Annotated in this window: 26 protein-coding genes; 10 read left to right on the top strand and 16 right to left on the bottom strand. The window is 47.1% G+C overall.

Going from position 1 to position 25,524, the window contains the following annotated elements:
• Nucleotides 1–141: 141 nt before the first annotated feature.
• Nucleotides 142–609: a thioredoxin-dependent thiol peroxidase gene (gene bcp / locus KU855_RS15365; protein ID WP_218531203.1), complete on the bottom strand. Its 468-nt coding sequence runs from the start codon at nt 607–609 to the stop codon at nt 142–144.
• Nucleotides 610–635: 26 nt separating this feature from the next.
• Nucleotides 636–1,166: a glycine cleavage system protein R gene (locus tag KU855_RS15370; protein ID WP_218531205.1), complete on the bottom strand. Its 531-nt coding sequence runs from the start codon at nt 1,164–1,166 to the stop codon at nt 636–638.
• Nucleotides 1,167–1,338: 172 nt separating this feature from the next.
• Here KU855_RS15370 and dapA point away from each other — a divergent pair, with 172 nt between their 5' ends.
• From dapA to KU855_RS15395, 5 genes are all read left to right on the top strand, one after another.
• Nucleotides 1,339–2,223, top strand: coding sequence for a 4-hydroxy-tetrahydrodipicolinate synthase (gene dapA / locus KU855_RS15375; protein ID WP_218531207.1), 885 nt, complete (start codon nt 1,339–1,341; stop codon nt 2,221–2,223).
• Nucleotides 2,223–3,314: an outer membrane protein assembly factor BamC gene (gene bamC / locus KU855_RS15380; protein ID WP_218531208.1), complete on the top strand. Its 1,092-nt coding sequence runs from the start codon at nt 2,223–2,225 to the stop codon at nt 3,312–3,314. Before dapA ends, bamC begins: the two co-directional genes overlap by 1 nt.
• Nucleotides 3,315–3,481: 167 nt before the next feature.
• Nucleotides 3,482–4,570, top strand: coding sequence for an efflux RND transporter periplasmic adaptor subunit (locus tag KU855_RS15385; RefSeq protein WP_218531210.1), 1,089 nt, complete (start codon nt 3,482–3,484; stop codon nt 4,568–4,570).
• Nucleotides 4,567–7,665, top strand: a complete 3,099-nt coding sequence (locus KU855_RS15390; RefSeq protein ID WP_218531213.1) for an efflux RND transporter permease subunit — start codon at nt 4,567–4,569, stop codon at nt 7,663–7,665. The genes KU855_RS15385 and KU855_RS15390 overlap by 4 nt, the downstream gene beginning before the upstream one ends.
• An 89-nt stretch (nt 7,666–7,754) precedes the next feature.
• Entirely contained in the window at nt 7,755–8,669 is a 915-nt protein-coding gene (locus tag KU855_RS15395; protein ID WP_218531215.1) for a M14 family metallocarboxypeptidase, read from the top strand.
• An 88-nt stretch (nt 8,670–8,757) separates the two neighbouring features.
• On the opposite strand, the gene KU855_RS15400 is transcribed toward KU855_RS15395, so the two are convergent.
• Entirely contained in the window at nt 8,758–9,633 is an 876-nt protein-coding gene (locus tag KU855_RS15400) for a LysR substrate-binding domain-containing protein (protein WP_218531217.1), read from the bottom strand.
• A 256-nt stretch (nt 9,634–9,889) separates the two neighbouring features.
• Here KU855_RS15400 and KU855_RS15405 point away from each other — a divergent pair, with 256 nt between their 5' ends.
• The 3 genes from KU855_RS15405 to KU855_RS15415 all read left to right on the top strand — a co-directional run bounded on the left by KU855_RS15405 (nt 9,890) and on the right by KU855_RS15415 (nt 12,425).
• Nucleotides 9,890–11,020 carry an S-(hydroxymethyl)glutathione dehydrogenase/class III alcohol dehydrogenase gene (locus KU855_RS15405; RefSeq protein ID WP_218531218.1) on the top strand — a complete coding sequence of 377 codons (1,131 nt, stop codon included), beginning with the start codon at nt 9,890–9,892 and terminating at the stop codon, nt 11,018–11,020.
• 31 nt (nt 11,021–11,051) lie between these two features.
• The gene (gene fghA / locus KU855_RS15410; protein ID WP_218531221.1) at nt 11,052–11,897 is read left to right on the top strand and encodes an S-formylglutathione hydrolase; all 846 of its coding nucleotides are present in this window, start codon (nt 11,052–11,054) and stop codon (nt 11,895–11,897) included.
• A 117-nt stretch (nt 11,898–12,014) separates the two neighbouring features.
• Nucleotides 12,015–12,425 carry a hypothetical protein gene (locus tag KU855_RS15415; RefSeq protein WP_218531223.1) on the top strand — a complete coding sequence of 137 codons (411 nt, stop codon included), beginning with the start codon at nt 12,015–12,017 and terminating at the stop codon, nt 12,423–12,425.
• A gap of 75 nt (nt 12,426–12,500) precedes the next feature.
• Here KU855_RS15415 and KU855_RS15420 read toward each other — a convergent pair whose 3' ends face one another.
• The 11 genes from KU855_RS15420 to KU855_RS15470 all read right to left on the bottom strand — a co-directional run bounded on the left by KU855_RS15420 (nt 12,501) and on the right by KU855_RS15470 (nt 21,405).
• Complete coding sequence (locus KU855_RS15420; protein WP_218531225.1) at nt 12,501–12,683, bottom strand: DUF2897 family protein; 183 nt, start codon at nt 12,681–12,683, stop codon at nt 12,501–12,503.
• A 13-nt stretch (nt 12,684–12,696) separates the two neighbouring features.
• Nucleotides 12,697–13,434 carry a 3-deoxy-manno-octulosonate cytidylyltransferase gene (kdsB, locus tag KU855_RS15425; protein ID WP_218531226.1) on the bottom strand — a complete coding sequence of 246 codons (738 nt, stop codon included), beginning with the start codon at nt 13,432–13,434 and terminating at the stop codon, nt 12,697–12,699.
• Between the two features lie 270 nt (nt 13,435–13,704).
• Nucleotides 13,705–14,313 carry a carbonate dehydratase gene (gene can / locus KU855_RS15430; RefSeq protein ID WP_218531227.1) on the bottom strand — a complete coding sequence of 203 codons (609 nt, stop codon included), beginning with the start codon at nt 14,311–14,313 and terminating at the stop codon, nt 13,705–13,707.
• A 66-nt stretch (nt 14,314–14,379) separates the two neighbouring features.
• Nucleotides 14,380–15,081: a M15 family metallopeptidase gene (locus KU855_RS15435; RefSeq protein ID WP_371316374.1), complete on the bottom strand. Its 702-nt coding sequence runs from the start codon at nt 15,079–15,081 to the stop codon at nt 14,380–14,382.
• The gene (dapE, locus tag KU855_RS15440) at nt 15,072–16,205 is read right to left on the bottom strand and encodes a succinyl-diaminopimelate desuccinylase (RefSeq protein ID WP_218531229.1); all 1,134 of its coding nucleotides are present in this window, start codon (nt 16,203–16,205) and stop codon (nt 15,072–15,074) included. Before dapE ends, KU855_RS15435 begins: the two co-directional genes overlap by 10 nt.
• The gene (locus KU855_RS15445; RefSeq protein ID WP_218531231.1) at nt 16,202–16,543 is read right to left on the bottom strand and encodes an ArsC family reductase; all 342 of its coding nucleotides are present in this window, start codon (nt 16,541–16,543) and stop codon (nt 16,202–16,204) included. Before KU855_RS15445 ends, dapE begins: the two co-directional genes overlap by 4 nt.
• 104 nt (nt 16,544–16,647) lie before the next feature.
• Nucleotides 16,648–17,157: a PTS glucose transporter subunit IIA gene (gene crr / locus KU855_RS15450; protein WP_218531232.1), complete on the bottom strand. Its 510-nt coding sequence runs from the start codon at nt 17,155–17,157 to the stop codon at nt 16,648–16,650.
• Nucleotides 17,158–17,172: 15 nt separating this feature from the next.
• Nucleotides 17,173–18,924: a phosphoenolpyruvate--protein phosphotransferase gene (gene ptsP, locus KU855_RS15455; protein ID WP_218531234.1), complete on the bottom strand. Its 1,752-nt coding sequence runs from the start codon at nt 18,922–18,924 to the stop codon at nt 17,173–17,175.
• 48 nt (nt 18,925–18,972) lie between these two features.
• On the bottom strand, nt 18,973–19,230 hold the full coding sequence (locus KU855_RS15460; RefSeq protein WP_218531235.1) for an HPr family phosphocarrier protein: 258 nt from the start codon (nt 19,228–19,230) through the stop codon (nt 18,973–18,975).
• Between the two features lie 35 nt (nt 19,231–19,265).
• Nucleotides 19,266–19,655: an ACT domain-containing protein gene (locus tag KU855_RS15465; protein ID WP_218531237.1), complete on the bottom strand. Its 390-nt coding sequence runs from the start codon at nt 19,653–19,655 to the stop codon at nt 19,266–19,268.
• A gap of 130 nt (nt 19,656–19,785) precedes the next feature.
• Nucleotides 19,786–21,405: a methyl-accepting chemotaxis protein gene (locus KU855_RS15470; protein WP_218531239.1), complete on the bottom strand. Its 1,620-nt coding sequence runs from the start codon at nt 21,403–21,405 to the stop codon at nt 19,786–19,788.
• A 205-nt stretch (nt 21,406–21,610) separates the two neighbouring features.
• Here KU855_RS15470 and KU855_RS15475 point away from each other — a divergent pair, with 205 nt between their 5' ends.
• On the top strand, nt 21,611–22,246 hold the full coding sequence (locus KU855_RS15475; RefSeq protein WP_218531241.1) for a DUF3334 family protein: 636 nt from the start codon (nt 21,611–21,613) through the stop codon (nt 22,244–22,246).
• A gap of 120 nt (nt 22,247–22,366) precedes the next feature.
• A complete protein-coding gene (locus KU855_RS15480) occupies nt 22,367–23,593 on the top strand; it encodes an RsmB/NOP family class I SAM-dependent RNA methyltransferase (RefSeq protein ID WP_218531244.1) in 1,227 nt (408 codons plus the stop codon).
• A 60-nt stretch (nt 23,594–23,653) separates the two neighbouring features.
• Here the strand turns inward: KU855_RS15480 and KU855_RS19120 are convergent, their stop codons facing one another.
• Nucleotides 23,654–24,646 (bottom strand): GGDEF domain-containing protein, encoded by a 993-nt coding sequence (locus tag KU855_RS19120; RefSeq protein WP_218531246.1) that lies wholly within the window; start codon nt 24,644–24,646, stop codon nt 23,654–23,656.
• 77 nt (nt 24,647–24,723) lie between these two features.
• Nucleotides 24,724–25,134 carry a lactoylglutathione lyase gene (gene gloA, locus KU855_RS15490; RefSeq protein ID WP_218531247.1) on the bottom strand — a complete coding sequence of 137 codons (411 nt, stop codon included), beginning with the start codon at nt 25,132–25,134 and terminating at the stop codon, nt 24,724–24,726.
• Between the last annotated feature and the right edge of the window lie 390 nt (nt 25,135–25,524).

The following is a 25,524-nucleotide window of genomic DNA, read 5'->3' on the forward strand; positions in this document are numbered from 1 at the left end:
GCGAGACAGTTCAAGCTTGATGGGAAACGGGATAGGGCCTATCCACGTGCGTTAAAAATGAGTAAAAACAAGTATCCCATTAAGTCTAAGAAAAATGCCGTTCACACTAAGTGAACGGCATTAGCCTAAGGCGCCTTTTTTTTATTGAGCTAGCTGAGTTAACACCACTTGATGGTGATCTTTGGTTTTAAATTTATCAAAGACATGGCTCACTTTGCCATCTTGGCCAATTAAAAAGCTTAAGCGATGAATACCATCATAGGTACGCCCCATGAACTTTTTCTCGCCCCACACCCCAAAAGCATCGGCGATGTGATGATCTTCATCACTAAGTAAATCAAATCGTAACTGCTGCTTATCGGCAAAACGCAATAGTTTGGCTACCGGATCGGGGCTTATCCCCAGAACAGTCACTGCGTGTTGGGCTAATTGCGGCAGGCTATCATTGAGCCCACAGGCTTGCACTGTGCAACCTGGGGTCGATGCTTTTGGGTAAAAATACACCAGCACTGGGCCTTGAGCTAATTTATCTGCCAGAGAAACAGGCTCTCCATACTGATTGGTTAAAGTAAATTGCGGAGCATGTTCTCCTGCCGTTAATGTCTTCATAGTTAATCCTTTGATTGGGCCTGATGTTAGCTGCCTTGCATCCGTTTAATACTTAAAGACAGGTGCATTTCATCGGCAAGTTGTTGCAGTTGTTGTTCTAATTTTTCGAGATCCACTTTTTCAGGAATGTTGATGGCTAAATACATGTGTTGATTGACATCGGGCAAGTTAGCATCTTCAGAATGAGATCGAAATGCCGCAATGTCGAGGCCACGCTCGGCCAGAAACTCAGTAATACGTTTGATAGAGCCGCGTTGATCTTTACCCTGCAAGCTCACTTCGATACGTGAGACAAAATTTGGGGGGGTATGCTTACTCGTGCGCTTCATGACGGTGAGCAAATCAAGTTCAACACTCAATTGAGGTAAGCTTGTTTCAATTTTTGTAATTGCGCTCCACGAACCCGCCATCATCATGATCAGGGTGAACTCGTTGCCAAACAACGCCATTCGGCTATCAATAATGTCGCATTCACAATCACTCGCGAGCCGAGATAGTTTGCTGACCAGACCGGGTCTATCAGCCCCCATGGCAGTGACGACCAGATAGTTGGTCATGAATAATCCTCGTATAATTTTACATTTTTGTTCGCAAAACCAATAATTCAGCGGATTTGCTAAGGGAACTAATGCTACCATAACTTATCCTATTTTATAGCCTTAGCAATGCTTGTCATTCGCTAAGTGCATTAGTACCATAGCCATTCCAAATTTCTTGGGGACAAGTCAGATGATTAATGGAAGTATTGTCGCATTAATTACGCCTATGCTGAGTGATGGCTCAGTAGATTATGCGAGTCTTGAACGACTGGTCGCATTTCATATTGAACAGGGAACCGATGCCATCGTTGCCGTGGGGACCACAGGTGAGTCATCTACCTTACCTGCGGATGAGCATGTCGCTGTGGTCGCGCAGACGGTCCGTTTTGTGGCTGGTCGTATTCCCGTGATTGCTGGTAACGGTGGTAATGCTACCGCTGAGGCCATCGCGTTAACTAAAGCCCTTGCTGATACTGGCGTCGATGCCATGTTAGGTGTGACCCCTTATTATAATAAACCGACTCAACACGGCTTAGTGGTGCATTTTAAAGCCGTGGCCGCCGTCACCGATATTCCACAAATTCTTTATAATGTCCCAGGGCGTACTGGCGTTGATTTAGTTGCAGAAACCGCAGCAGAACTTGCCCAAGTCAATAATATCATCGGCATTAAAGATGCGACGGGTCAATTAGCTCGTTTACCTGTGTTGCGTCGCTTATGTGGTGATGACTTTATTTTGCTCAGTGGTGATGATGCGACTGCCTGTGAATTTATGTTAGGTGGTGGTAACGGGGTCATTTCTGTGACTAATAATGTGGCGGCAAAGCAATTTAAAGCCATGTGTGATGCGGCATTAGCTAACAATGCTACCTTAGCCCGTCAATTAGATGAGCCGATGCATGCGCTCTATACTCAACTATTTTGTGAAGCCAACCCAATCCCGGTGAAATGGGCTGTTGCGCGTATGGGACTTATCGCTGATGGTCACTTACGCTTGCCACTTACACCACTTTCTGACAATTTCCATGATGACGTTGTCACTGCAATGATCAAAGCCCGAATAGAGGTTCTTTAATGTATAAACCCTTAACCAGTGTCGTATTGCTCACCTTGGTCAGTGCTTGTTCAAGTTCACTCGATCGCCGTCATGCCAATGGCGACGATGACTATGTCAACTCTGCAACCAGCCCAATACTGACAATACCCGCGCCATTGAAGGCCCCGAATTATAGTAAAGAATTTGATATTCCGAGCTTATCCGACACCGCGAATACCACGTTAGTGGGAATGGCGTTAGATATTCGTCCACCATTGCAAATTTTGCCCATGGCAGAAGGGACTCATGTGGAAGAGGGCACCGACACCATCAAAGTGGTGGTGGAGTCTATCGATAACAGTGTTGATTTAAAGCAAGAAATTTATGACACCCTGAAAGATTACCTCGTGCGTAAAGGTATCGGTATTGCGGCAGAAGATTACGAAGCCGGTACCATAGACACCGATTGGATTGAAAATAACGAGGTCCTCGATACCAGCTTATGGGGCAATGACAAGGTTTACACCTTGAAACAACGTTACCGCTTTGATGTTCAGGTTCGTCCCCACGGTCGTACGGGCTCGCTGGTGATCAGTCTCATTGACCACCAAGAATCCTTTGATGGTGATATTAAAAATATTGAGTTAACGGCGGCCGATAAGCAGCGTTATACCATCGATATGCTCAACTCGGCGGTGGCTTACTTAAGCTTGAAGCGCAATGATGCCATGCAAGCGAAGCGTATCGAGCAAAGCCAAGGCATTGAAGTTGGCTTAGTCGAATCCGAGCATGATTATTTCTTGGCTAAGGCGCCTTATGATCGTGTTTGGGAACGGTTACGTATCGTGTTACCAGAAATGGGATTTGAGATCGTCGATTTAGACCCGGCTAAATCACTTTTCTTTGTTAATTTTAATGATGAATCAGGATTCTGGAGCTCTCTGTGGGGCGATTCTCAATTGCCTTTAAAGAAGGGAAGCTACCGAATCAAGCTTGCTGGTGGCAGTGACACTAATGAGACTGTGATTAAGCTTAGCGATATCGCGGATGAACCGTTAGACAATGACATCATCAAACAGGTCTATGATGCGTTTTCTGATTTAATGTCTGAGAAGCGAAAGGTGCGTTAATCACTTTTGACTCTCACATTAAAAAACGCCGTTACGGGCGTTTTTTTTTGACTTTAAATCAGATAGTTGTCACATGGGGTTGCTTAATTGTAAGAATAAGTAAAACAACTTGCTGCCAGTAGGTTAATCGGTACACTGGCAGCAACTCAAAGAACAGTGGATGTCCAATGAAAAAAATAATTACATTGCTGATAGTCGTGGCGGCTGGCGCTGCACTCTTGTGGTTGAGCATCAATGAACAGGGTCAAGGCGCCACAGCGCTCAAACAACGGCCGAAACCGAATGTGGTCATCACTGATGTGGTGATTAGTGATGTGCGTGATGAGGTTGAAGCCTTAGGAAATATTGGCGCCAATGAGTCCATCACCATTACTTCTAAAGTCTCTGATGTCATTGATGAATTATATTTCGATGATGGTCAGTTTGTCAGTAAAGGCCAGTTGTTGGTGCAGTTGCGCAATGATGAACAACAAGCCAGAGTGGCGGCCGCCAAAGTAAAACTTACCGAGCAGATGCGCGAGTTGGCGCGTATTCGTACCTTATTGACCAATCAAACGGTGGCGGAGTTGGAGCGGGATCGTTTACAAAGCCAAATGGATACGGCGAAGGCAGAATTGGATCAAGCGCAAGCTGCCCTTAATGAACGTGAAATTAAAGCGCCATTTGCGGGTCGTTTAGGCTTGCGACGTGTCAGTAACGGTGCCTTAGTGACTCCGAGTATGGCCATCACCACCTTAGATGATATCGGCAGTGTTAAATTGGACTTCTCGGTACCTGAGCGATTTATCTCAAGCTTGTCACCTGGCAAGGTGGTTGAAGCCACGGCTGTGGCCTTTGATAACCAAATATTCGCCGGCAAAGTGACCCTGATTGATAACCGCGTTAATGAAACCACTAGAGCGGTGACCGTGCGGGCGATGATCCCCAATCCTGAAGCTAAATTGTTACCTGGAATGTTGATGAAGGTGAAACTTATCCAGAGTCAACGCCGCGCCATCATGATCCCCGAAGCTGCCATTATTCCACAACAAAATCGCCATTATGTGTATGTGGTCAATCCTGAAGGTAGCATTGAGCAAAAGCAGGTGACACTTGGTAAACGTCAATTAGGCATAGTTGAAATCGTCGAGGGCCTTACTCCAGGGGAACAGCTGGTTATCCGCGGGATTTTAAAAGTTCGCCCGGGAGATGAGGTTCAGGTACAACGTCAAGAAAACTTTTCGGCTTTGAGTCACGCTGATGAGGTATTGTCATGATCTTGACCGATATTTCAGTCAAACGGCCGGTACTCGCGTCGGTCATTAGTATACTTTTGGTGTTGTTTGGCTTGATGGCATTCGACCGCCTCCCATTGCGTGAATATCCTGATATCGATCCGCCCGTGGTATCGATTGAAACCAGTTATCGCGGCGCGAGTGCTTCGGTGGTTGAAAGCCGAATAACCCAAGTGATCGAGGATAGAGTCAGTGGCATTGAAGGTGTACGCCATATCAGCTCATCAAGCCAAGATGGGCGCTCCAGTGTCACCTTAGAGTTTGATGTCAGCCGTGATATCGAAGCGGCCACCAATGATATTCGTGATCGGATCTCACGCTTACTGGAAAATCTGCCTGAAGAAGCCGATGCGCCGGAAGTGCAAAAAGCGAGCAGTGATGATGACACCATCATGTGGTTGAATCTGGTATCTGACAGCATGGATACCTTGCAACTGACAGATTATGCTCGGCGATATTTGGTCGATCGCTTATCTGTGGTCGATGGCGTAGCTAGACTGCGTTTAGGCGGTGGCAAAGTCTATGCTATGCGAATTTGGGTCGATAGACAGGCGCTGGCGGCAAGGCAATTAACCATTAGTGATGTGGAGTCGGCCTTGCGCAGCGAAAATGTCGAGTTACCGGCAGGCTCGGTTGAATCGCAACATCGTCACTTTAGTGTTCGCTTGGAGCGCGGTTTTCATACCGAAAAAGATTTTGCCAATTTAGTGTTAAAAGAAGGGGATGATGGTTATCTAATTCGTCTTGGCGATGTGGCTAAGGTGGAGATTGGTTCTGAAGAAGAGCGCATCATGTTTCGCGGCAATCGCGAGTCGATGATAGGCCTAGGCGTCTCCAAACAATCGACGGCCAATACCTTAGAAGTGGCCCGCAAGGTTAATGCTCTGGTCGATGAAATTAACCCGACCTTGCCGATTGGCATGGAAATTAAGCGCTCATATGACAGTTCAGTGTTTATTGAAGCGTCGATTAAGGAAGTGTATCAAACACTGTTTATTGCCATGGTGTTGGTGATCGTGGTGATATACCTATTCCTTGGCAGCGTACGCGCCATGTTGATCCCCGCCCTAACCGTGCCCGTGTCCTTGCTCGCGACATTTATCGTATTATTCGCCTTAGGTTACACCATTAACTTATTAACCTTATTAGCGCTTATTCTTGCGATTGGTATGGTGGTCGATGATGCAATTGTCATGCTTGAAAACATTCATCGCCGTATTGAGCAAGGGGACAGTCCGCTTAAGGCGGCATTTCTTGGTGCGCGGGAAGTGTCGTTTGCCATCATAGCCACCACGGCGGTGCTCGTCGCGGTATTTATGCCTATTACCTTTTTGGAAGGTGATATTGGTAAATTATTTAAAGAGTTTGCCATCACCATAAGCGCGGCGGTGATTTTTTCGAGCATAGTCGCCTTAACGTTAAGCCCAATGATGTGCTCTAAGGTGCTTAAGCCTGCAACGCAAGACACTTGGCTAGTGCGTTTAGTGGACTTAGGCATGATTAAGATAGAGTCAATTTATCGTCGGGGCTTAAAACGGGTGTTTAATGCGCCCTTGCTGATGGCCGTCGTGGTTGTCTTGGCATTTGCCGGTAGCGCCTATTTAATCAAACAAATTCCGGATGAATTTGCCCCGCAAGAAGATAGAGGCTCACTGTTTTTGATCGTTAATGGTCCTCAAGGTGCCAGCTTTGAATATATGAAAGACTATATGGATGAAATCGAAGATAGGTTAATGCCATTGGTCGAGCAAGGAGATATCAAGCGTTTGTTGATCAGAGCGCCGCGCGGTTGGGGCGGCGGTGCTGACTTTTCCGGTGGCATGGCCATTATTGTGCTGGAAGATTGGGGGCAACGCCGGCCCGCCAATGCCATTATTGGCGATATCCGTGGCCGTTTAAGCGATCTTGCGGGGGTGAGGGCGTTTCCTATCATGAGACAAGCTTTTGGCCGCGGTTTAGGTAAGCCGGTGCAGTTTGTGTTAGGCGGAGGGGATTATCAGGAGCTGGTACGCTGGCGCGACATTATGTTGGCAAAGGCGGCGGACAATCCTGGTTTGGTCGGGTTAGATCACGATTATAAAGAAACGAAACCTCAGTTTAGGGTGGTTATCGATCATGAAAGGGCAGCGGCACTTGGGGTGAGTGTCTCTCATATCGGCCGGACCTTAGAATCGATGTTAGGTTCGCGTCTAGTGACCACATTTATGCGAGATGGCGAAGAGTATGATGTCATTGTCGAAGGGCAGCGAGATCTACAAAATACTGCCACCGATCTAACCAATATTCAGGTTCGTTCTCAGCGTAGTGGCGATTTGATCCCACTGTCAAATCTTGTCCAAGTCACGGAGTTTGCCGATGCGACAAGCCTAAAACGCTACAATCGAATGCGCTCGATCACCTTGGAAGCTAACTTAGCGCCGGGTTATACCTTAGGAGAAGCATTAGCCTCGTTGAATGAAATTGCCGAGGTGTATTTACCTGCTGAAGCGGTGATCAGTTATAAAGGGCAGTCGCTAGATTATCAAAGCTCTGGCAACGCCATGTATTTTGTCTTTTTACTGGCATTAGGCGTGGTATTTTTAGTGTTAGCGGCACAATTTGAAAGCTTTATTCATCCCTTGGTGATTATGCTCACGGTACCGCTAGCCACCTTAGGCGCGTTATTCGGACTGTATGTCACGGGACAAACGCTAAATATCTATAGCCAAATAGGGATGATAATGCTGGTGGGGCTCGCCGCTAAAAACGGCATTCTTATCGTGGAATTTGCTAACCAGTTACGGGATAAAGCCGTGCCGTTTGAAGAGGCGATTTTACAAGCCTCCGCGCAGCGTTTACGGCCTATTTTGATGACCGGCATTACTACGGCCGCGGGTGCGGTTCCGTTAGTGATGTCGTTTGGCGCCGGCGCTGAAACCCGCTTTGTTATTGGGGTGGTGGTGTTGGCGGGGATCAGTGTAGCGACCATTTTTACGTTATTGGTGGTGCCTGCGGCCTATGCCTTGCTTGGTCGATACACAGGATCACCTCAGCAGATTGCCCAGCAATTAGAAAAAGAGCTCAAGCAAGGGCACTAGCGTAGGGCTGAGTTGACCGCAGTGATTGCCCCTGAGAGTCAGGCAAGTTATTCTCAGGGGTTGCTTTAATTATCAAGGATTTATTTATTATGAATACGCTTAACTTTTACCCGATTGGGACCGAATCGACTCCTTGGGGTGAGACCGAACGTCAGGCTTGGTATCACAGCTGCCAGATCCAGCGGCGCTATCAAACCGTGCTGGATGACATTCACGCCTTAGGGAGTGAGTTTGAGCTGATTAATTATGGGGCCTTGTCTATCGATGCCGCGCGTTACCCATTATGGGCGATAAAAAGCTGCGACTGGCAACCAACTAAGCCGTGGGTATTGGTGACCGGTGGGGTTCATGGTTATGAAACCAGCGGCGTCCATGGCGCCTTAGGATTTGTTCGGCAATATGGCGCCGAATATGCCAGTAAAGTGAACTGGTTAGTTCTGCCTTGTATCAGTCCATGGGGCTATGAAACCATTAACCGATGGGGGCCAAATGCTGTTGACCCTAATCGTTCCTTTGTGGCCGGAAGTGACAGTGAAGAAGCGCAAGCTGTAATGGCATTATTAGCGGATTTTAACTGCCCATTTAAGTTGCATATTGACTTGCATGAAACCACAGATACGGATGAATCTGAATTTCGTCCAGCATTGGCCGCGCGTGATGGTAAACCCTATGAAGCGGGAATTATCCCTGATGGCTTTTATTTAGTGGGTGATAGTCACAATCCTCAAACCGAATTTCAGCGGATTATCATCGCTGCGGTCGCGGCAGTGACCCATATAGCGCCGAGTGATGATAATGGCATGATCATCGGTGCGCCCGTAGAGCAACTGGGGGTGATAAATTATCCAGTCAAGGCGTTAGGGTTATGTGCGGGGGTCACGGATAGCGAATATTGCACCACCACCGAAGTGTATCCCGATAGCCCGAATGCCACCGCTGAGCAATGCAATCAAGCGCAAATAGCGGCAGTGCGAGCAGCGATTGATTATGTATTGGCTAACTAACGGGTAAGCCATTGGCCTGTGAGACAGCAATCAAGCCCTGACACCATGTTGCAGGGCTTGGTTAATGGCCAGAGGCAAAGAGGTTCGCTTATGCCTTATTTAATACGAGTTTGAGGTAATCTAGCAACAAGCGTATTTTTGGGGACAGATGGCGATTTTGGGGATATAAGGCCCAAATACCTTCATCTTCTGAGCGATGCTGCTCAAGGATAGGAACCAGCAACCCCTGTTCAATATAGGGCAGTACATAGTAATCAGGCAGTTGAATAATACCGATACCCTTGATGGCCGCATCGACTAAGGCATGACCACTGTTACAGCGTAAATTGCCTCTCACCTTAATATTTCGGGTTTTACCTTGTTCATCCAAGCGCCAAAAGTCAATGGTGCCCAGTAAGCAATTATGTTGTTCGAGTTCGGCAATCGAGTGCGGCGTGCCAAACACGGAGAGGTAATGGGAAGATGCACAAATATATTGCTGACGACTACTGAGACGGGCGGCCATTAAATTGGAGTTTTCGAGTTGGCCTAAGCGGATCGCCACATCAAAACCGTCATTAATGACATCGAGTTTCTGGTTAGTGAGGATCATATTGACCTCAAGATCAGGATATTTAGATAAAAAATCATTGATAAGTGGGGCAATGGTTTTTTCGCCGTAGGTCACAGGCGCGGTAATTTTGAGGCGGCCACGGGGGCTCAGTTGTAAGTTACTGATGACCCGCTCAGCTTCATCTAAGTTATCAAGGATTTGCCGACAGTGTTGATAGAATACTTGACCGACCTCAGTCATCGTCACTTTTCTTGTAGTTCGATGAAATAATTTCGTCGCTAACCTGCTTTCTAAAGCGCTGATTTGTCTGCTAACTTGTGCAGTAGATATGTTCAATCTTTGCCCAGCCTTAGTAAAGCTTTCAGATTCACTCACTGCTACAAATTCGTTGATCCCATCCCAATTCACCATACTGTATCCATCACTTCTATTGATTAGCGATTGTTGAGTTTACCGACACTCTCATGGCCACGGCCGGTGAGTCTAGGCCAGTAACGCTCACTCGTGGCCAGATGCTGGCGCTAATCATGGTAGCATTATTACCATAGGGTAAAAGTTATTTACAAAAACTAGGGATTATCAATCACAGCAGGCTAGTTATAATCAAGTTAACACGATTGCGACCATCTTCGGTTCGCGCGTTCTTTTTTGACGATAGGAACCTCCAATGACAGCACATACCATAAAATCAAAAGCAGCCGTGGCTTGGGCCGTCGGTCAGCCGCTATCCATCGAAACCGTGGATGTCATGCCGCCGCAGGCTGGCGAAGTGCGAATTAAATTGATTGCTACCGGTGTCTGTCATACCGATGCCTTCACCTTGTCGGGTGCCGATCCTGAGGGGATCTTTCCGTGTATTTTAGGTCATGAAGGTGGCGGGATTGTTGAATCTGTCGGCGCTGGGGTCACCAGCGTCAAGGTGGGCGATCATGTGATCCCCTTATACACTCCAGAATGTGGTGAGTGTAAGTTTTGTTTATCGGGCAAAACCAATCTTTGCCAAAAAATCCGTCAAACGCAAGGGCGCGGTTTAATGCCTGACGGTACGAGCCGTTTTTCTAAAGATGGGCAGATTATTTATCACTATATGGGCACCTCAACCTTTTCTGAATACACGGTATTGCCTGAAATATCTTTAGCCAAGGTTAACCCCACGGCACCACTGACTGAAGTGTGTTTACTCGGCTGTGGTGTGACGACTGGCATGGGGGCAGTGATGAATACCGCCAAAGTAGAAGCGGGCGCGAGCGTGGCCATTTTCGGCTTAGGCGGAATTGGCTTATCGGCGGTGATTGGTGCGACGATGGCTAAGGCTTCACGAATTATTGCCATCGATATCAATGAGTCTAAGTTTGATTTAGCACGTAAGTTAGGTGCCACCGACTGCATTAACCCCAATGACTATCAACGGCCTATCCAAGATGTGATCGTTGAATTAACCGATGGTGGGGTCGATTATTCCTTTGAATGTATTGGTAATGTCAATGTGATGCGCTCGGCCTTAGAGTGTTGTCATAAAGGCTGGGGCGAATCGGTCATTATTGGGGTGGCTGGCGCGGGTCAAGAGATCGCCACCCGCCCATTTCAATTGGTTACTGGCCGAGTGTGGAAAGGTTCAGCCTTTGGTGGCGTTAAAGGGCGCTCAGAGCTGCCTGAGTATGTTGAACGCTATCTGGCGGGGGAATTTGCATTGAATGATTTTATTACTCACACCATGCCATTGGAGCGGGTAAATGAGGCCTTTGCCTTGATGCATGAAGGTAAAAGCATTCGCTCGGTCATCCATTTCGACAATTAATTGAGAGCCTCACTGCCCTAAGGAGTCCAATGTGACTATTGACAACCTCAGTACTAATAAAAGCCATGGCGGTTGGCAGAAACAATACCGTCATCGCTCGAGCGTACTTCAGTGCGACATGCGCTTTTCGATCTATTTGCCGCCACAAGCATCGAAGGGTACGCGTGTACCGGTGTTATATTGGTTGTCAGGGCTGACCTGCAGCGATGAAAACTTTATGCAAAAGGCCGGGGCACAGGCAATGGCTGCCAAACTTGGGATCGCTATCGTCGCCCCTGATACTAGCCCTCGGGGGGACGGGGTCGCGGATGATAATGGCTATGATTTGGGCCAAGGGGCAGGATTTTATGTTAATGCGACCCAAGCACCTTGGCGCGAACACTATCAGATGTATGACTATGTGGTTGATGAGTTACCCAAACTTATCGAAGCATGCTTTCCGGTGACTGATAAACGTGCCATTGCTGGGCATTCCATGGGCGGTCACGGTGCCTTGGTGATTGCATTAAAAAATAGTCATGCTTATCAATCGGTGTCGGCCTTTAGTCCGATTTGTCACCCGATGAATTGCCCTTGGGGAAAAAAAGCCTTTAGCGCCTATTTAGGGCGAGATCCGAGTTTGTGGTCAGCCTATGATGCTAGTGTATTAATGGCAGCGGCCAGCCATAAACTGCCGACCTTGGTCGATCAGGGAGATGCGGATAACTTTATGCTCGAACAACTGATGCCAGAGGCCCTGCAAGCGGCGGCAGCGGCGAATGACTATCCACTGCAATTAAATATCTGTGAAGGCTATGACCATAGCTATTATTTTGTGGCGAGCTTTATTGCCGAACATTTACGTTTTCATGCTCAGTATTTATTTACAGATATTTAGCGACCGACATTGCCGTGATTGTTATGGCAAGCCTAGGCGTTTGAGTCAGCTGATCGCGCGTGCTATTGGCGCGCTACAAGAGCCATGATATCGACTCGCCCATCTCAAGCAGAGCGATTGATGAACCCTCGCGACTGTTTAAACAGGTGTTCTGCGACTCACGGCTTATCCCTGTTAACCGGACTGTGGTTGTTGCTGCTGCCAATGTCGGTTGCTGCGGAACTGGAGAGCCAGAACAGGCTGGATCCTCAGGTATGTCATCATTATGCGCCTTCCGCAGCGCAGCCTTCACTGACGGTAAATGATATTACCCAAGCGCAGGCGCAAGCGGCCTTGGTATTGTTGCAACAGTCGATTGTAGGTGAGCAAATACCGAACACGCATTGGCAACAAGATCAACGGCAGTTGTTGATGATTGACGCCTACTTAGCGAAAAAAGCCTTATTGTATGCCATTAAAAATCACCAACATGATGGCGATGAAATCATTGCCTTTTGCACGCTTTGGCAGCAATTAGCGTTTAAATAATTCGCTTAGGGCGCGATTAAAACCCTGCCGCGCATAGGCGCGGCATGGGGGTAGTAGATAGAGTTGGCTGACCCTTTAAGCTTTTGGCAGGGTGTCATCATCACTGCTATCGCGCCCCTGTTCTTTGGGCGACACTTTCGGTGACTTATGGCCAAATTGGCTCATTTTAAATTTAGCACTGTACTTAAGCACGGCTAGATTACTAATGATCACGCCGATCACTAGGACAATAATTAAAATGACTTCCAAATCAGACATAGAGACTCCTTTGTTAATCGATAGCTAACAACTGCTCACATTTACGGATATCGGCTGGGGTGTCGACTTCTGGTGAATCAAAGGCACCGATAGCAATCTTGATTTTATGACCATTTTCCAGCGCGCGTAGCTGCTCTAATTTCTCCAATTCTTCTAAGCGGCCGACCGGCAATGCTGCGAAGGTTTGTAAGAAGCGGCGGGTATAAGCATAGATACCTAAATGTTTATACACTGGGTAATCATTAGTGTCTCGGCCATGGGGAATGCGAGCCCGTGAAAAGTAGATCGCGTGATGCTGGTTATCGAACACCATTTTAACGTGCATCGGATCGTCACGCTCGTCTTCTCGGTGAAGTTCAACCCCTAAGGTGGCCATTTCAAACTCGCCAGGATGGGCCATAAACAGCTGGATCAATTGCTCGATACAGATAGGGTCAATCAGCGGCTGATCCCCTTGCAAGTTAATGATGAGTTCATCATCGGCCAGCCCCAGCAATTGTGCGGCTTGCTCTAAACGGTCAGTGCCTGATGCGGCATCACTCGATGTCATTACCACGTTACCACCAAAGCTTTCGACGGCTTCACGGATACGATCATCATCTGTCGCAACGTAGATATTATCGAGGCCTTTAGCTAACGATGCACGCTCGTAAACATGTTGGATCATCGGTTTACCGCCGATAGGTGCCAACGGCTTACCAGGGAAACGACTTGAACCATAACGAGCAGGGATCAATAAGGTGACTGTCATGAAAATACCTTCGTAAACAATGAATGGGCTAAAGAGACCCAATTAAGATTTTTGCCAGAGCGTAAACTGCTTTAGGCTCTGGCGCAAGTGCTGCGAGGTGACATTCGCGAGCGTGACCCAATAATCTTTCCGCCAGCGGGCACTGGTGGTCATGGGCGAGTCGCTATGATGGCGGACTGTTCCTGCTAAGTCGTGATGGTTTACGATGATAAGCGGTGTCGCTGGCTGTAGAGCTGACGTCACCGGGACTCGGCCGGTGACTTAGCTGAGTTAATCCGTCGTTGGTGTGCCATCGACGGTAACATCTAAATCGGTTAACAAACCGTTATCGATGCCGTAAATCCAGCCATGAATATTGACTTGTTGGCCGCGGCGCCACGCATCGCGAATAATAGAAGAATTGGCGACATTAGTGACTTGCTCAATGACATTAAGCTCGCATAAACGATCGACTTGCTGCTCTGGGGGTAATTGATTTAATTCATCACGATAGATCCGGTGAATATCGCGAATATGTCCGAGCCAATTATCAATTAAGCCAAGGCTTATCGGGCTTAACGCTGCTTTGATACCACCACAACCATAATGACCAACCACCATAATATGCTTCACTTTCAGTACTTCGACGGCATATTGAATGACAGATAAGCAATTGAGATCCGTATGAATAACCATGTTCGCAATGTTGCGGTGGACAAATACTTCCCCAGGCAGCAGGTCAATGATCTGGTTAGATGGCACTCGACTGTCGGAGCATCCAATCCATAAATATTCAGGATGTTGTTGTTTTGCCAGTTGTTCAAAGAAGTGTGGGTCTTCTTTGCGAAGGCGCTCTGACCATTGCTTATTATTGTCAAATAGGGGTTTTAGAGACTTCATTAGTTAACTTCTATCAGAAAGATGGCAGAAGTATATCATTGTCTATGCCAAAGCTGGTTTTACCATTTAAGGAATAGTTAAGTTTTGTGGTGGGGCTGCAATATGATGAACATAAGTGGCGATAATCTGTTCAAGCCGTGGCAGCAGGGCTGCTTTTAATTTGAGATCACTTTGCTTAAGTCGCTGATACAATTCGTCATGGTTAAAGTGAGCCAACATGGCGACAGCTTGGGGGGCATAGCTTAAATGCCATGGCTCAGCGCTAACCCCAGATTGTCCCGCTTGGTAAGGTAAGAAAAAGCCAAAGCGAGCCGCATGTTGCTCCAGCCAATGTGTCAATGCATCACATGGACCACCCGCTTGATATTCCGATGGAACTAACTGTAAATCCGCCCGTGAGATGCCCTGAGCATCAAACACATCTACATCAGTCCCCCAATGATGACGTGACGCTCCAGGCAAGGCGGACCAGAGCAAAATCGTCTCGACTAATTGATCATCACTCAGTGACAAGGCGTCAACGGGACACTCATTGGCATCCAGCAGTGGCCGAGTGCCTGCGGCTTTGCCATTCCAAATATGCAGTTGTCTCTCAAAGCTGCGATAACCGGAGCACGGCATGATGTTAATACCCTGAGCTAAGGCCGCCTGTTGCATTGCCGAAAACGCCTGCGCGGTCGCCGCACTAAGCATAACCCCATGGCAATCGACTAATAGCTGGCTGACGTGATCACCATATAGCAAGGGCAAAGGGGGGGTTAACGGCACAATAGTTTTTCCAGTAAGCGTTGATACATCAGGGCTAATTGTTCAAGATCATCAACCTTTACGCACTCATTAACTTTATGAATGGTGGCGTTGATAGGGCCAAGCTCAATGACTTGAGCTCCTGTTGGCGCAATAAAACGACCATCAGAGGTGCCACCTGTAGTTAATGCTTGGGGGCGATACCCTGCGACATCTTCTACTGCGGATAAGGTGGCATGGTACAGCGGCCCATCCGCGGTAAGAAAAGGTAAGCCGTTAAATACCCAGTCAATGGTGAAATTAAGTTGATGCTTATTCAGTACAGACTCAAGGCGCTCTATCAGTTGCTCGGCCGTGACCTCGGTGGAATAGCGGAAGTTGATCATGACCTCCAATGTCCCTGGGATCACGTTGGACGCGCCAGTGCCACCATTTATATTGGCCACTTGCATGCTAGTGGGGGGAAAGAAATCATTGCCCTGATCCCAAGTAATGCCCACCAATTCATGCAGCGCAGGGGCAAAGCGGTGAATGGGGTTATCGGCTAAATGCGGGTAGGCCACATGGCCTTGGGTGCCCTTGATGCAGATATTGGCGGTTAAACTACCGCGACGGCCATTTTTAACCACGTCACCGAGTTTGCTGGTGGATGATGGCTCACCGACCAAGGCCCAGGTGATTTTCTCATCACGAGCTTCTAAGGTCTCGATGACCTTAGGGGTACCGTTGATAAAAGGACCTTCTTCATCACTGGTGATTAAAAATGCGATACTGCCTTGATGATCGGGATGAGCTTTGACGAAGCGTTCGGTGGCAATCACCATCGCGGCCAAAGAACCTTTCATGTCGGCGGCGCCACGGCCATAAAGCATGCCATCGACGATAGTGGGCTCAAAGGGAGGGGTATGCCATTGTTCGAGCGGCCCGGTAGGTACCACATCGGTATGACCGGCAAAGCAAAACAGCGGCGCTTGTTGACCACGACGTGCCCACAGATTGGTGGTATCGGCAAAGATCATGGATTCAGTGGTAAAACCGCATGCTGCTAATCGTTGGCCAATGACGTCTTGGCATCCTTCATCCCGTGGTGTGACTGAAGGGCGGGCCATTAGGTCGCAAGCCAGAGCGGTAACCTCTTGGCTCATTTGGCAAACCACTCTTGGTAGGAGGCATCACTGAAACCGACTAATACCCCTTGAGGGGTGACCAGTACAGGGCGCTTGATTAAGGTCGGTTGAGCCAGCATTAGCCGTAATGCTTTAGCGGCATCGATATCTTGTTTGTCTTCATTGCTCAACCCGCGAAAACTGGTGCTACGCTGATTAAGTAAGGCTTGCCAGCCTAAGGTATCTATCCACGATTGCAGGGTTGACTGCGCAAGCGGTGAGTCGCGATAGTCACAAAAGTCGATGGTTTGTTGATTGGCTTCTAGCCATTTACGCGCTTTACGCACGGTATCGCAATTCTTAATCCCGTATAACATCTAAGGTTCCTTGTCGCGGCTCAGTGGCGATATTGTACGATATTTATGATCCGACTCAAGGGGTAATCATAGCCGTTATTAAAAAATTCATGGCGGCCTAGAGGTTAATTAACTACCTGAAATATCGTGGTTTCACCAGCGATCACTTGGCCACTTGCACATTGAATTTGTTTAATATCTTCCATATTGGCGACCACCACAGGCGTCAATAAGCTATCGACTTTCCCTGTGATAAGATCTAGATCTACGGCCAAAATGGGAGTACCAGCCTCGACATAGGCCCCTTCTTGCTGCAAACGCTCAAACCCTACGCCGCGCAGTTCGACGGTGCCAATCCCGACATGCACAAATAATTCGATGCCATGAGGCGATTCGATACTGAAGGCATGGTTACTGTCGAAAATTTTACCTATGGTACCCGCTATCGGAGCACAGATGAGTTTGCCCGTTGGCATAATCGCAATGCCATCACCCACGATTTTTTCTGAAAAAACTTGATCTGGGACGTCATCGAGTGCGACTAACGTGCCATCGACAGGTGCCAGAATAGGGATCCCGCCTGGCACAGGCGTCTGGCCAGCCAACATACGACGGATCCTGCTAAAAAACCCCATAATTCGTCCTTAATTTTATGATGGCAGGAAGCGTAAACCTGCGTGTTGATTGAAATTATCGAGACATTGATTGAGTGTGCTCATACGTGGCAATGATAACGCTTGAGTGGCCAGGGTGCGACACTCATCGAGTCTAAGTCCTAAGATATTCGATTTTATCTGGCCAAGGCTATCAATATTGACAGAAAGTTCAGTAAATCCCATGCCGAGTAATAACGCGGTGGCGCGGGGATCACTGGCTATTTCACCGCAGATCCCACAGTTGACTTCGGCTTGACTGGCTTGAAGTCGTATCGTCGCCATCAGACTCAATAAGGCAGGGTTGAGCGCAGGGAATTGCGAACTGAGTTGCGGGTGTCCCCGATCTGCACCCTGGAGGTATTGATTTAAGTCATTGGTGCCAATGCTAATAAAAGATAACCGTGGTAATAGTGCATGCAGTAACATGGCCGCTGCAGGCGTTTCAATCACTACGCCGATACTGACGTCGCCAAAGACTTGCTGGCGTTGAGTTAATTGTTGCTGACACGCGTTGATGCAATCAACTAATGCGTCTAATTCCTCAACTTGAGACAGCATAGGAAACATTAAACGGATGGGGCCGAGATGAGCAGCACGCAGCAACGCGCGTAACTGAGGCATTAACACCTGTTGATGGCGCAAGGTGTAGCGAATCCCACGCATGCCCAACGCAGGATTAGCTTCAGCAGGTAAGTCAATGGCTTTTAACGGTTTGTCTGCGCCAACATCCAAGGTTCGCACGGTTAAAATATCGCCTTGCAATTGGGCGATGGCTTGGCAATAAGCGTGAAATTGGCGCTCTTCATCTTCTAACGTGGGCGCATTGATAAACATCAGCTCAGTGCGCAGTAAACCCACGCCTTGACTGCCAAGCTCGCGACCTTGAGTGATGTCGGCTTGGTTGCCAACGTTTGTTAACAATGTGATGGCCGAGCCATCTAAGGTTTGGCATGGAAGCGTTCGTTGTTGGCTAAACAGGGTGTGATTAGCTTGCTGTTGTTGTTGCCAGGCAAGACTATACTCCTGTCGCCATGGCTCAGGGGCAATCACTAAGCAATGCTTGGGGGTGTCGAGCATGATGGCTTGGCCATTGGTCACACCAGCTGCTAAGTAATCACAATTGATTAAGGTCGGCAGACCCGCACTGCGCGCTAAAATAACCGTATGACTGGTGAGGCCACAATGGCTCATCACTAAGCCCGAAATTTTAGTTAAATCCAGTAAGATAAACTCCGCCGGAGTGAGCTCCTGACAGCACAAGATCACCGGCTCAACAATATCGCTGATCTCCAGGGTTTGACCGCGTAAATACAAGCATAAACGATGGGAAAGGCCGGTGAGCTCGTGGCTACGAGAAGCAAGATAACTATCGTCTAACGCGGCGATGTCTTCGGCATAGGCATTGAATACATGGGTAACGGCAGCGATTGCTGTGAATTGATAGCGGCTGATGGCATCCTCAACTGCTTGCTGCATTTCATCATCTTCTAACCATAATAGTATCGCATCAAGCAGTTGGGCTTGGGGCGCTTGACTGGCATCTTGTGTATTGAGATTCGATAGGCAGGCTGAGTATTTTTGGTAAAGATATGCTATTGCCTCATGAAATAGCGCTTGTTGCTCGGCAATCGCGGCGCGATTTGGCAATTGACTCTCGGAGGGCTGCAGTGGCTCGGGGCAATAGATAAATGCCGGCCCGAAAACGACACCACTACAGACATTGATGCCGGGAACCGTTTGACTCATATGACAGGCCTCTGACTACAGTTGATTGAAACGGTATGCATGAATCACTTACTCAAGGGAGTCAAGCAGGTTAATTAAATGACTGACGGCCGTTTGAGCGTCAGCCCCTTGGGCTTCAATCGTAATCTCACAACCTTGCGATAAGCCTAAGGTTTGCAATTTGAATAAGCTTTTAGCACTCGCTTGCTTCCCTTGACTGTAAACGATGATATCGCAGTCAAAGTGTTTTGCTGCTTTGACAAATTGTGCCGCTGGACGGGTATGTAACCCATGCGCCAGATGAATTATGGTGGTCTGTCGGTACATAGTTGGGATCTTCGATGACGTGAGTCGAATCATGCTTATTGGTCATACTCGATGATTTGATAACCTTTCTTTTTTAACGCCGAAACCGCATCGCTCAATTTGTTGTCTTTGACCAAGATGTAATCAGTATCAAAGGTTGCTATGGTAAAAATACTGACATGAGCATCGGCTAGGGTAGCGGCAATACGGGCTAAAATGCCGGTCATGGAGAAGCCTAGCGGGCCTAATATTTCTAAACAGCGCCAGCCATGTTCCTGTTCGAGGCTATCGAGTTCAAGCCCCGAGGGGACAACGACAGATAATTCTTCTCGGGTTTTGCCAATGAAATAAATTTCTTGGGTTAATACTTGTTCGGGGATGCAGGTTAAGGGGCTGAAACTGTGAACACTGTATTGCTCATTATGAATGGCTAAGGTCATTCTCATTGGCTTCGCTCCTGCTAGCAAACTAAAAGGTATATAATCTTACACGTCCCTGTAACCCAAGCGATATAGCCTTTGTTACAGGGATTATCAGCGACCTCTATTCTGTGTCGGATTAGTTAAGCTTAGCATTTCACTCGCTTAAGGTGAATTGTTGTAACTGTTCTGTTAACTGATCACTCATATTTTGCAGTTGTTTGGCATTGACCGTGTGATCTTGGCTCACGCTGAGCGCCTCGGCGGAGAGTGATGCGATGGCACCAATGTTTTGGGTGATAGTGCGGCTGACTAACGATTGCTCCTCCGTTGCACTCGCCACTTGCAAGGCGCGGCTGGTGATATCTTCTATATTCATCAAGATATTGTCCATGGCAACCCCAACATTGCCCGCATCTTTTTGCAGTTGCGTGGCGATGTGTTTATTGTCTTGAGTCATCACTGTCATCGCTTTCACTCCCGCTTGGATCCCTTGGATAATCGTCGTTATTTCTTGGGTTGATGCTTGAGTACGATTGGCTAATGCTCTGACTTCATCAGCGACTACGGCAAACCCTCGACCATGGGTACCCGCTCGCGCTGCTTCGATGGCGGCATTCAGCGCTAACAGGTTAGTCTGATCAGACACCCGACTAATCACATCTAATATCGCATCAATATCCATCGAGGCTTGATTTAACTGCGTCATTTGGGTCATGGATTGGGTTAATTGCTCAACTAAGGCGCTGGCCTTATTGACGGTGTCGTGCATTTGTTGCTGGCTGGCAAGCGCTTGTTGACTGACCGTATTGGCGGCTTCTGCCGTTAAGTTAGTGTTGGTGGCCATATCGTCGGTGGTGGCCGACATTTGCTCGATGGCGGTAGCCACACTTTGAGTTTGTTCGTGCACCGATTGGGTACTGACGATACTGGCATTGGCACTTTGACTTAAATGGTCCGCTTGGACCGTTAGCCGCTGAGATATCGGCGTTAACTTAGCCACTGTAACTGCCATTTTGGCAACAAAGGCATTAAAGCTTAAGGCGAGGGCATTAATTTCATCTTGTCCTTGCTCGGGAAGACGCAGCGTCAGATTACCGTTGCCATGGGCAATGGTCGTCATTGCATCAATGGCTTGTTGTAACGGTCGATTGATTGACAGATTGAGTAAGATAAAAAAAGCAAAGATAGGAAGGCTTAATGCCAACATAAACCACACATACTTCCATGTAACTTGCGTCATACTGTGGTTTACATCGCTGATATACATCCCCGTTATGACGGTCCATTGCCAAGGTGCGAAATAGCTAGCTGCGGCCAGTTTGGTATCAATCTGACCCTTGCTTGGATGTTGATGTGGGTACTCTATTTGGGCCTGTGAGCTATTAGCGAGTTGTCTAAGCGTGACTAATGGTTGGCTCTTGTCGGCGGCGATAATATCGGATTCATCTAAACCAATCCATTGGGGATGTTGACCATAAACGACGATGCTTCCGTCTTTATCTAACACGATAAAATATCCATCTTGTTGATAGCTTAATTGTTGCAATATGGCTGCCGTTGCGGTTTTAGCCGTAGAGCCTAGTGTGGCTTGGCTATCGAGTAAACTATTGACGGTATTAAGTTGGGCATCAATTTGTTGCCATTTCTGGTCGATAAGATTCTCCCTTTGCTGCCACAGCGAAAATGAAGCAAAGGCCATGGTGCCGATTGCTGCAAGCATTAACATGATAAGCAGGCGCTGCAAAATAGAGAATCGGCGTAAGAGTGCGATCATAAGTACTTCCATTAACTCGTGAACTTGGGCTCAGTCTACTGGTTTAAAATTTTTTTATAAGTAATAACACCATGAAAATATTAGTTTTTACCTGAATTGCTTAGCTTTTGTGAGGTAGATCATTCTTTTTGATATTCTTGTGTGATTTGCATTTTTGGCTATTGGGATACAAGCTTAATTATCTTTTAAAAACAGGGAAGTCATTATGAATCAGCCACAGGCGTCTTCAGAGTGCCGCAAGATCGTCACTTGTGACGATATACTTTTAAAGTTATGCCATAGCATGCAAGAAGTGTTGGCCAAAGCTTCAAGCAGTCAAATCAGCCATTCGGGTATGGTTCAAGTCATTCATCAAACGCGTTTGCGACCCGATCTGGGCTGTTTTTCTATTTTCGATGGCGGGTTTTCAGGCTTAGTTGTGCTTAACTTTACCGCGGACGCTGCTGTAGAACTGTATCGCAAATACATGCTCAATATGGGGATACCTGAACAGGAGTTGGTGTTTTCTCATACCTCGGATGATGTGAGTAATGTCCTTGGTGAACTCACTAATCAAATTTTGGGCGATTTCATATTAACGGTATCAAAAGAACTAAAAACCTCTATTGGTCAAAGCCAGCCAAAAATGCTGACCATTAATAAGGAGTTATCCGTCTCTATCGATGCCAATTTGGATAACCCAGTGTTTAGACGTGTTTCATTTAGAACCGAAGAGTATCATTCTTTCTATTTAGAATTTGCCATGGATAACACCGACTTTCTCCAGTTAAAAGAGTTTGAAGTCGATGAAGAGTTTGACCCAGATAAGTTAATGGAACTGCATGCCAGCCAAGCAAGTTAACTGATGTTGCCACCAAGCACAGCCAATGGCGTTATTGGTGGCATAATATCTGAGGTATCTATTGCAGAACTTGGCTGAAGCACCTATGATCCGTCGGCTTTTCATTGCCGGTAACCTTGAATGACCCACACAGCCTTAAATGCGGTTCAAGCCAATATGGCGACAACCATCCTTAGCTCCGTTTTACAAGATAATAAGCCTCTTGATAGAGCTTACTCGTTGGCCTTTGCCAACCAACAAATGACACCTGCACAATTAGCACAGATCACCCGCTGTGTCGGTGAGATCATCCGTCGTCTTAATTTGTTTGCTTACTTGGTTTCAGGCTCCGAGGAGTTGGACATGAGTGAGTTGGCCAATGCCTGTCCGCCGCTAGTCAGCGCGTGGCATTTATTACATGGGGTGGCATTACCGAAATTTCCGTATTGTCGTCCGATCGACCAAGATGATTTTGAACAGCACCTTGCTCAAGCGAAAGCCGATCCACTCTTATGGGATGGTTGTCCGCAATGGTTGGAAGACTTAGGTCAGAGTAGTCTTGGTGAGTTATGGCCGGCACAGCGTCAGGCGTTAGCGCAAGGGGCTAAGCGCTATTTACGCGTCAATTTGCTGAAATGTAGCCGTGAGCAATTACAAGCTAAGTTAGCCAGTGAACAGATAGAAACTCAGACGGTGGCCGGGGTAGAAAGTGCACTGGAAGTGCTTAATGACTCAGCATTATTCAAGTCACAAGCCTTTAAAGACGGCTGGTTTGAACAACAAGATGCAGGATCGCAATTAGTGGCCCAAGCGCTTGATGTTAAGCCGGGGATGCGGGTGATTGATGCTTGTGCTGGCGCAGGCGGCAAGACATTACATCTTGCGGCTCAAATGCAAGGAAAAGGGCGTCTGTTGGCCATGGATGTCGAACAGTGGAAACTCGATAACTTAAAGACACGAGCACGTCGCGGTGGGGCGCATAATGTTGAAACGCGCCTAATTGTCGGTAGCAAAACCATCAAACGTTTGAAGGATTCTGCCGATCGCTTACTCTTGGATGTGCCTTGTTCTGGACTTGGGGTGTTAAAGCGTAATCCGGACACCAAATGGCGTGATGCCAAAGACAGGTTACCTGTGTTAATGGAACTACAAGCCCACATTATCGACAGTTATTGCCGTATGCTAAAACCCGGTGGCATGATGGTTTATGCTACCTGCTCGATTATGCCTTGTGAAAACCAAGAGCAAGTGCAGCGTTTCTTAGCTAACCATCCAGAATTTAGTCTAATAATGGAAGAGACTATTTTACCGGCCGAGACCGGATTTGATGGATTCTACTTAGCCAAATTGCAGAAACAACCGCAGTAACAACCGCAGTATCACCGTAGGTGCAGCAGAGTGATGCTGCGCCTACGCCGAGGTATTCCTTTATGCCATCACCTGTTGTTCTCGGTTAATGACACAATTTCGTCCATTTTTCTTGGCTTGATACAAGGCATAATCACAGCCTTTGATCCAAGTATCACAATCCTCATCCCCCGCGAGTGAACCAACCCCCATACTGCAAGTGATCGATTGATGCAGGTTTAACAAACACGCCTGATGCATACTTGTTTTTAATTGATTGGCCCGCACATTGGCTTGAAATTGATTTTGCCCCTGCAGCACGATTAAGAATTCTTCCCCGCCATAACGATACAGGGTTTCATGACTGTCCAAATTGGCGAGGATGTGCTGGGCGAATAACCGCAGAACTTTATCGCCAAACAAATGGCCAAATTCATCGTTAAGTTGTTTGAAATGGTCAAGATCTAGCAAGATAATACTGGAGAGAACTTGTTGTTCAATCCACTGAGTTCTGGCTTGGGCCAATTGGTGATACATTTCTTTGCGATTTTTGGCGCCCGTCAATTCATCGGTCGTGGCCAGTAGGTACAAGTTCTTTTTTTGCATGTCGAGAATATAAGCTAAAATGGCTAAAAAAATTAGAGAGGTGATCCCCGACAATATGATCCTTAAAAAGATAAGGTGCTGTGGGTTGGTCCAACTGACTAAAATAGTCAGCGTTAAATAAGTCGACGCCAGCAAAATTGCGAGACGGAGGTTGAATAAAATAAAATAAATAGGCAGCAGGGCAAACAGATAAATGGTGGTTTCATGGATTTGCCAACTGCTGAAGGTTTGCATCACGCAAGCTGTAATGAGCGCAATTTGTTTTTCTAACAATTGTCCTTGATGCCGATATTCCCGCCAAAATGAATAACCCAGTGCTAGAATTGTTATCGAAAGTAGTACGACAAGAATGAAATCCAAAAGCCATAGTCTAAAGCCTAAAAATAAGGCCAAAATAACAATGCCGATCCCTTGGAACCATAGGGACGCGTTACGAGGTAAATGGTTGATGTAGTTAGAGGTCGACACAGGCTATCCTTTGGCCAGTACACCTATTCATTTTAGCCGATAAAGCCAGCGTTGAAGCTGGCTTTATCGAGAATTGGTTAACCCAAGCCTTGAGTTGCTGAACTTAACTGTATAAATTCAATTTTATAGCCGTCGGGATCTTCGATAAAAGCGATGTGGGTATTGCCGCCAGCAACAGGACCTGGTTCACGAGTGATTTTAGCGCCTGCGGCTCTGATCTGCTCACAGCGCTGATAAATATTGTCATCACCGATAGCAATATGACCAAAGGCAGTACCTAGCTCATAGCTGGTCTGCCCCCAATTGTAGGTCAGTTCAATGACGGCCGCGCCACTTGATTCGTCATCAAAACCAACGAAGGCTAATGTGTATTGATATTCTGGGTTTTCAGAGGTACGTAATAATTTCATGCCAAGGACTTGGGTATAAAATTCAATGCTACGCTCTAAATTTCCGACCCTAAGCATGGTGTGCAATAGCTGAGACATGAGATGTTCCTTATTGGTTATTTGCCAGCATTATATCAAAATCAATCGGTTAATCTTAGACTTGATTTGAAAACGATCACATTTTAACGGTATGACCATGGGTCATTACACGATTTTGCGCTACTGTTTTTGTTCACAATATAGGAGAGATTGTATGTCAGTTGAATTGAAAATGGCCATCGGGATCACTGCAACAATAGCGGTAATTTTTAGCGTATTCTTTGTCTGTTTATTTGCGTAACATCATAAAAAACCGCGCAAACTGCGTAATGCCGATCAGTTAAGACAGATCGCTTGACGATCTCACTGAAAGGATCAAAATCCGATGACCCCTTGTCATCGGATTTTTTTATGCAACTTTCAGAAGCTTTGGCGCGTACTCATATCAAT

It is taken from the genome of Shewanella sp. NIFS-20-20 (assembly GCF_019209865.1).
In the GTDB taxonomy this organism is placed as follows: domain Bacteria; phylum Pseudomonadota; class Gammaproteobacteria; order Enterobacterales; family Shewanellaceae; genus Shewanella.